The 2460-nt window shown below is 70.7% G+C and carries 1 protein-coding gene; it reads left to right on the top strand.

Translation table 11 applies throughout. From position 1 onward, the window contains the following. Positions 1-301: 301 nt before the first annotated feature. Positions 302-2460: polyribonucleotide nucleotidyltransferase (locus ACOJUF_RS08420; RefSeq protein ID WP_420121411.1), on the top strand; the 2159-nt coding region annotated here is incomplete at its 3' end.

Raw genomic sequence — 2460 nt, 5'->3', positions numbered from 1 at the left:
GGGGGGGCCCCCCCAAGCACCCCCCGGCGGGGGCCCCCCCCCCGCCCCCCCCCGCCCGGCCCACAACTGAACATCCATCAGGGTCACACCGCCCGCCCGAACGGCCAGTCCGCCCGCGGCGATGCATTCAGGCCGGTCCTCGGTAGTGGCCATCGGAACGCGAGAGATCTGTCGACCGTTCCGCTGGCTTCGATCGATGGCCGGCGCTCCGCCCGGGCGCCCGCCTGGCCCTTCGACCCGCACGGTGTGGCCCACCACCCCGGTTGCGTCCTCTTCGGCGCGCCGGCAACCAAGGAGCCACATGTCGGATCCCACCACCACCAGCGCCACCGCCGTCCTGGACAACGGCTCGTTCGGCACCCGGACGATCCGGTTCGAGACCGGCCGGCTGGCCCAGCAGGCCGCCGGCGCCGTCGCCGCCTACCTGGACGACGACACGATGCTGCTGTCGGCCACCAGCGTCGGCAAGCACCCCAAGGAGCAGTTCGACTTCTTCCCGCTCACCATCGACGTGGAGGAGCGGATGTACGCCGCCGGGCGCATCCCCGGCTCGTTCTTCCGTCGGGAGGGGCGCCCGTCCGAGGACGCCATCCTGACCTGCCGGCTGATCGACCGCCCGCTGCGCCCGACGTTCACCAACGGGCTGCGCAACGAGGTGCAGGTCGTCATCACCGTGATGGCGCTGAACCCGGACGACCTGTACGACGTGCTGGCCATCAACGCCGCGTCGGCGTCCACCCAGATCTCCGGCCTGCCGTTCTCCGGCCCGGTCGCCGGCGTTCGCGTCGCGCTGATCGACGGCCAGTGGGTCGCCTTCCCGCGGCACTCCGAGCTGGAGCGGGCCGTGTTCGACATGGTCGTCGCCGGCCGGCTCGCCGGCGATGACGTCGCGATCATGATGGTCGAAGCAGAAGCGACCGAGAAGACCGTCGATCTCGTGGCCGGCGGCGCGACCGCGCCGACCGAGGAGGTCGTGGCCGAGGGGCTCGAGGCCGCCAAGCCGTTCCTGCGGGTGCTGTGCCAGGCCCAGAACGAGCTGGCCGGCAAGGCGGCCAAGCCGGTCGCCGAGTTCCCGCTGTTCCCGCCGTACCAGCAGGACGCCTACGACGCGGTGGCCGGGCTGGTCTGGGACGAGCTGAGCCAGGCCCTGACCATCGCCGGCAAGCAGGAGCGCGACGCCGCGGTCGACGCGATCAAGGCCAAGGTCTACGAGAACCTGGGCGGGACCTTCGCCGGCCGGGAATCCGAGCTGGGCAACGCCTTCCGGTCGGTGACCAAGCTGAGCGTGCGCCAGCGGGTGCTGCGCGAGAAGGTCCGCATCGACGGCCGCGGGCTCACCGACATCCGCACCCTGGGGGCCGAGGTCGGCTACCTGCCGCGGGTGCACGGGTCGGCGCTGTTCGAGCGGGGCGAGACGCAGATCCTGGGCGTCACCACGTTGAACATGCTGCGCATGGAGCAGCAGCTGGACACGCTGTCGCCGGAGAACCGCAAGCGGTACATGCACAACTACAACTTCCCGCCCTACTCGACCGGTGAGACCGGCCGGGTCGGCTCGCCCAAGCGGCGCGAGATCGGGCACGGCGCGCTGGCCGAGCGGGCCCTGGTGCCGGTGCTGCCGTCCCGCGAGGAGTTCCCGTACGCGATCCGCCAGGTCTCGGAGGCGTTGGGCTCCAACGGTTCCACCTCGATGGGCTCGGTGTGCGCCTCGACGCTGGCGCTGCTGAACGCCGGGGTGCCGCTCAAGGCCCCGGTCGCCGGGATCGCGATGGGCCTGGTCTCCGACACCGTCGACGGCAAGACCCAGTACGTGGCCCTGACCGACATCCTCGGCGCCGAGGATGCGTTCGGCGACATGGACTTCAAGGTCGCCGGCACCCGGCAGTTCGTCACCGCGCTGCAGCTGGACACCAAGCTGGACGGCATCCCGTCCGAGGTCCTGCGGGGCGCGCTCGTGCAGGCCCGGGACGCCCGGTTCACCATCCTGGACGTGATGAACGAGGCGATCGACGCCCCGGACCCGATGAGCCAGTTCGCGCCGCGGATCACCAGCATCAAGGTCCCGGTCGACAAGATCGGCGAGGTCATCGGGCCGAAGGGCAAGATGATCAACTCGATCACCGAGGAGACCGGCGCGGACATCGCGATCGAGGACGACGGCACCGTGTTCGTCTCCGGCGCGGACGGTGCCTCGGTGCAGGCGGCGATCGACAAGGTCAACGCGATCGCCAACCCGCAGCTGCCCAAGGTCGGCGAGCGGTTCCTGGGCACCGTGGTCAAGACCACCGCGTTCGGCGCGTTCGTCTCGCTGCTGCCGGGTCGGGACGGCCTGGTGCACATCAGCAAGCTGGGCGGCGGCAAGCGGATCAACAAGGTCGAGGACGTGGTCAACGTCGGCGACAAGCTGCAGGTCGAGATCGTCGAGATCGACGCCCGCGGCAAGATCAGCCTGGTGCCGGT

The organism is Nakamurella sp. (assembly GCF_048594475.1).
Taxonomy (GTDB): Bacteria; Actinomycetota; Actinomycetes; order Mycobacteriales; family Nakamurellaceae; genus Nakamurella.
The sequence above is the reverse complement of the archived record's forward strand: the minus strand, read 5'-3'. Positions and strand labels throughout refer to the sequence as shown.